Source organism: Ferruginibacter sp. (assembly GCF_014377975.1).
GTDB lineage: Bacteria > Bacteroidota > Bacteroidia > Chitinophagales > Chitinophagaceae > Ferruginibacter.
The window spans coordinates 1-5,656 of record NZ_JACMOO010000320.1; the positions used below are offsets into that span (position 1 = coordinate 1).

The 5,656-nt window shown below is 39.9% G+C and carries 4 protein-coding genes; all 4 read right to left on the minus strand.

Annotated features, from left to right (window positions below; all coding sequences use genetic code 11):
• Positions 1 to 1,296, minus strand: a 1,296-nt coding sequence (locus tag H7254_RS15995) for a RagB/SusD family nutrient uptake outer membrane protein (protein WP_301933920.1), incomplete at its 3' end; no start/stop codon positions are given.
• A gap of 47 nt (positions 1,297 to 1,343) precedes the next feature.
• Entirely contained in the window at positions 1,344 to 4,391 is a 3,048-nt protein-coding gene (locus H7254_RS16000) for a SusC/RagA family TonB-linked outer membrane protein (protein ID WP_301933921.1), read from the minus strand.
• 261 nt (positions 4,392 to 4,652) lie between these two features.
• Positions 4,653 to 5,111, minus strand: a complete 459-nt coding sequence (locus tag H7254_RS16005; RefSeq protein ID WP_301933922.1) for a single-stranded DNA-binding protein — start codon at positions 5,109 to 5,111, stop codon at positions 4,653 to 4,655.
• Between the two features lie 149 nt (positions 5,112 to 5,260).
• Positions 5,261 to 5,656, minus strand: a 396-nt coding sequence (locus H7254_RS16010) for an SRPBCC domain-containing protein (protein ID WP_301933923.1), incomplete at its 5' end; no start/stop codon positions are given.

A 5,656-nucleotide genomic window follows, 5' to 3' on the forward strand; every position in this document is an offset into this window, starting at 1 on the left:
AGGAATTGCGCCAGCATTGCTAACACGAACGATAGGTTGCTTCAGCCTGTTTAAATCATAGAATCTATCTCCTTCAAACGCCAACTCCTTTCTTCTTTCTGTAACAATATCATTTAATAGTGCTGCACCGGTTGAGGCATACATAAGGCCTGGGTCGCGATTCGCCACCAGCCCATTCAAATAGCTTAAAGCAACCGCTTCATTTCCTGGCAAGGATGCTTCGGCTGCAATCAGGTATACTTCAGAAAGCCGTATCACCTTCAGATTATCCCTGTTGCCGTTTTGTGCGTTGGAATATTTGTTTACCAGCACGGCCGTAGCACCACTTTTGGTAAAACCATTTACAAGTACCGTATTGCGTATATCGGTTGTTCCGTATAAAGCAACCAGTTGCTTTGATGCATACAAATCCTGGTATCCATTAATATAAATACCACCCAGATCATCAAACCCATTGTTATTTATTACATCTGCATCTACTTCAAAAAGTGTTTCCAGTTTATCAGTCCTGATGTTGGGATTTCCCCAGAATGCCTGATAATTGGCAGGGGTTGTCAGTTGAAAACCACTGTTGCTGATAACATCCGCTGCAGTTGTTTTGGCATTTGTATTATCACCCATATATAAATAAACTTTTGCCAAAATAGCCTTAATAGCATATTTGCTTAATCTTACCGAACTTGTGTAATCAGATGCCAGCGGAATGGCTGTTGTAAGGTCGGCAACAATTTGCGTGTAAACTTCCTTTACAGTATTGCGCGAAGGGTAAAGAAAAGGATTGTACTTCAATATTAGCGGAACACCCAGTGAACTAGGATCGTCTGAATAGGGTTTGGCGTAAATATTTACCAGCTTAAAGTACATTAAAGCACGGATAGCGGATGCTTCTGCTTTCACTTTGTCAACATCTGCACCGGTTAGCCTGGTTTCCAGAATGCGGTTGGCACGCAAAATAACCAGGTAAGAATCATTCCACATTTCACTTGCCACATCATCGTTTACTACCACACTGTAGTTGTATTGCGGGAGGTAGCGACCTGCGTTTTTTGTTTCAACAAAAGTATTGTCGGCCTGCAGATCGCCTGATACCGGAAAATCTCTGCCAAATAAAGTGGCAGATCTCATGGCGCTGTAAGCGCCGTTCAGTGCATCTTTTAAACCAGCTATCGTATTCAATGCCTGATCACTCAGCAAAGAATCAGATGGAGCTTTGTCAAGATAACTTTTTTTGCAGGCTGATATCAGCAACAAGATGGAAACTAATGCTATTAAAAATTTATTATTGATTCGTTTCATTGTATAATTTTTTGTATGAAAATTTTAATACCCGCTATAGTTTGCATTTATAATCCAATTTTAATTCCCAATGTTATGCTCTTTAATGGAAATACATCCAGGTTATTGGTACTGTTTACACCTGTTTCAGGGTCAAATGGAAGGTATTTGTCAGTTTTAAATGTAAGCAGGTTGGTACCGCGTACATAAATATTCAAGTTGTTGATATAAGCTTTGTGTGTATATTTTTGCGGCACAGTGTAACCAAATTGTACATCCCTCAAACGGATATAATCGCCTTTGTACAGGAAGCGGCTAGAAGCACGATAAGAATTTTTATTTCCTCCAGAAATAATTTTTGGAATATTTGTTATGTCGCCTGCCTTTTTCCAGGAGTTTAATTCCTGACTCATCTGGCCGAATACACCCAGGTAAATACCTTCACTGCTTAGGTAACTGCCATATGGATCATATAGATAATTACCAAAGTTGTAATACAACTGCGCAGTCAATGAAATTCCTTTATAAGAAAAAGTATTGGTGAAAGCACCATAATATTTAGGCATGGCAGTTTTTGTATTGTCTAATACCTGAGTGGTTTTATTGATGGCGTTGGTTGTACTTTTATGCGTTGCATCCGTATACCAAAGCGGATCGCCGTTAGCAGGATCTACACCTGCCCATGGGCGCAGGAAATAAGCCTGCAGGTTATTGCCTTCCGTATATTTGAACTGTCCTGCATTTACCGGGCTGTGGTTGTAAAGCGACAGTACTTTATTATTATTGTGTGCTATATTAAAGGTTATATCCCAGTTAAAATTTTTGGTAACAAGTGGTTTTCCTCCAATCAGCAATTCTATTCCTTTATTTTGTATTACACCAATATTCTGGTTTTGTCCTGTAAATCCTGATGTAGGCGAAAGCGGGATAGTTGCCAGCAGACCATCAGACTTACGATCATAATAATCCAGGCTTCCGTATAAACGGCTTTTAAAGAAGGCTACATCAAGCCCCACATTAAATTGTTTATTATTCTCCCATGAAAGGTTGGGGTTACCCACATTATTGGGAGCGCTGCCCGGAAAACCTGTATAGTTATTGCCATAGCCATAAGTAGCCAGCGAGGTATAATAGCCAAAACCAAGGCTGTTACCGGTTATGCCGTAAGAACAGCGCAGTTTCAAAAGGGTAATCCATTTTTTATCTTTCAGGAATTTTTCTTCACTTGCATTCCAGGTGCCACCAGCAGACCAAAAATTACCATAACGAAAATTGGCACCAAACACGGAAGATCCATCGCGGCGAAAGCTACCGGTAACCACATACCGATCTTTATAATTGAAATCAGCTGAGGAAAATGTAGAAGTATTAGCCCGATCTCTGGGAATGGTATATGCCGTAGTGGGCGTTGCGGCAGATGCCAGGTATTGCAATGCAAGTGTAGCAGGAAAAGCCTGTCCGCCTGCCTGCAATGTATAATTTTTGATAGCAGAAGCTTCGTAGCCAAGCTTTACATCAAAATAAACATCCTGCGCTTTATTGATGCTTTTTCTGTAATCAAAAAAATTGGAAAAAGTATAATTAAAAAGACGGGTATAGGCTGAAAAAGCATCGCCACCCTGCGCCTGTCCATCGCCATAAAAAGGATTGCGGTAGGCATCTTCCGATACGTCAAAATACTCAGCAGAGTAACGACTGGTAAATTTAAGATCGGTCATTATTTTTGCTTCACCAGTTACATAACCCCTCAAAGTAGTTTGCTTGGTAGTATTTTTATTGTAAGATGCCTGTACTAAAGGATTAAACACACCGCCATTTTTCGGAAATTCAACAGCATCGCCATATTTTAATGATCCATCTGTATTATAAGGAGAATACCAGGGTACCAGGAAAAAAGTTGCCAGTACCGGATTAGCAAAAGTGCCCCCATTAGAAGGCGTATGCTGAACACTGGAGCTACCATTAATTCCAGAAGTAAAATTAAGCCAGTCGGTAGCCTTGTGGGTAACTGAAATACTTCCATTGTATCTTTTAAAATCGGTAGCAATGGTTGTTCCATCCTGCTTAAAATATCCACCCGATGCATAAAACGTTGTTTTCTCGCTACCCCCGCTAAGGCTCAGGTTGTATTGTTCCTGTTTTCCCTTTTGTGTTACCTGGTTCAGCCAATTGGTATTGGTAGAAAGATAATTGGTAGGCAGCCCCAGGCCATTGTTTGGATCTACAATAAATGCATCTGCGCTGGCATTATCAGTAGCATCACCAGAATTAATGACACTTTCTCTTAATACTTTCTGAGACTCAGGCGTAGTAAGACTTCGGTTATTTTTATTTTTGAAAGCCCTGTCACTCTTTCCAATTTCCGTTGAAAAATTTAATTTTGTTTTACCTCCCCGGCCTCGCTTGGTAGTTACTATAATAACACCATTGGCACCCTGAGAACCATAAACTGCCGTACCAGCAGCATCTTTTAAAACTGAGATACTTTCGATATCATCCGGATTAATAGAACTCAATGGATTTGCAGTAGTAGTGTTTACTGTGAGATCCGTTGTGTTAGCAATTGCGCCATCAATTACCCACAATGGACTGGCACTTGCATTGATAGAACCAATGCCCCTGATACGGATATCTGTTCCTGCGCCGGGCGCTCCAGATGTAGAAGTAGACAACAAACCTGCAACAGCTCCCTGCAATGCCTTATCTGGTGAACTAAATGGTTTGTTTTCCAGGTCGGATCCTTTTACAGTTCCGATAGCACCGGTAATATTTGTTTTCTTTACAGTGCCATACGCTACTACGACTACTTCTGAAAGATTGGCACCGGTAGAGGGCTGCAATACCACAGTCATATTGTCGCTGGTAATATTTACTTCCGTTGTAGAATAATTAACCGATGAAACAACCAAAACTTTTGTTTTGGCAGGAACACTGATGCTAAAATTTCCGGACTCATCACTGGTAACACCGGCAGAAATTCCCCTGATAAGAATAGACGCATTTGGAATGGGTAAACCTGCTGCATTTGTAATTTTTCCGGAAATGTTTCGGGTTTGTGCTGACAGCTGACTCATAGCCGATAAAGCACAAATTAATAAAAGAGTAATTTTTCTCATATACACGGTTTTTTGATAGAAATAGCCTTTAACAAAAAAGTTACAAACCTATTAAAATATTAATTAAAAAATAGTAACACCCGGTAAACCTATTTTGTTAAACTACTGCTAAAAAAACTAGAATATGCAAACTGGAAATAAAAATGAAATACAGTATTTGCCTACTTCTCCAGCTATTTATTTACAATGTGGGTTCAGTAATTGCGACAAAAAAAAGCGCCACAAAACCTGCGGCGCTATCATATAAAATTTCTGTCAATTTTAAAATGGAAGATCATCTGCTGCATCCGAAGCAACGCTTGCTGCTGTGGATGCCATGGGGATATTTGCAGCAGGGATGTAAGCCGGAGCGGGCGCATTGTAATTGCTGCTGCCACTGGTATTTTGTTGCTGCTGTCCTTCACCAACACCACCTACCAACTGAATCGTTTGCACCCGCATTCTTAAAGTTGCAGCTGCCTGGTTGTCTTTGTTCATGTAAGCTTCTGCTTCGGGATAGCCCTCTGCATAAATGGTTTTGCCTTTTGTAAGGTACGGAACCACACCGGTTTTATCTGTCCAATAGGCGCATTCCACCCAGGTAGCTCTTTCTTTTTGAACACCCTGTTTGTCTTTGTAACGCTCTGAATGCACTACACTAAAATTGATAACGTTTTGTCCGTTTACTTCTTTTACGATGCAATCTTTACCAAGGTTGCCGATGATTTGTAACTTGATCATAATTGTGTGTTTTAAATGTTTGAGTGATGTATCTGAATGTGAAAATTATGAGTATTTACTTTTGTATCTTATTCTATTAGCAGGGCAAACTTACCCCAATGTTTTGTACGCTTTTAAAAATGTTATCAGCAAGTTTTTAACATTTTTTATCAGCCTGCTTCTGCAACTTTTTTTATTTCAACCAGAATGGGTTGCCACCCTTCGCCATTATTATACACATCCTGATATCTTTTTTCACCATCGGCTGCATTTTCAAAACCATCCTGTGTTACCGTTAATTTTATTTGCCCCTCAGCTCCTGCTAATTCATAAGTTACATTTAAATAATTTTCAGGAATATCAGGCATGGCTGCGTATGGATCTATTACAGTATACTTTAATAATTTTGAAGCCTGTAAACCAACAATAATTCCTTTTACAAATACCTTTTCTTTTCCTTCATAATTGGCTCTCCAAAGCAGGGGACTGCCCACATTCCAGTCAGAAACTGTTTCGCAGCCAAACATATATTTTTTTGTTTGCTCAGGGTTTACCAAAACATCCCA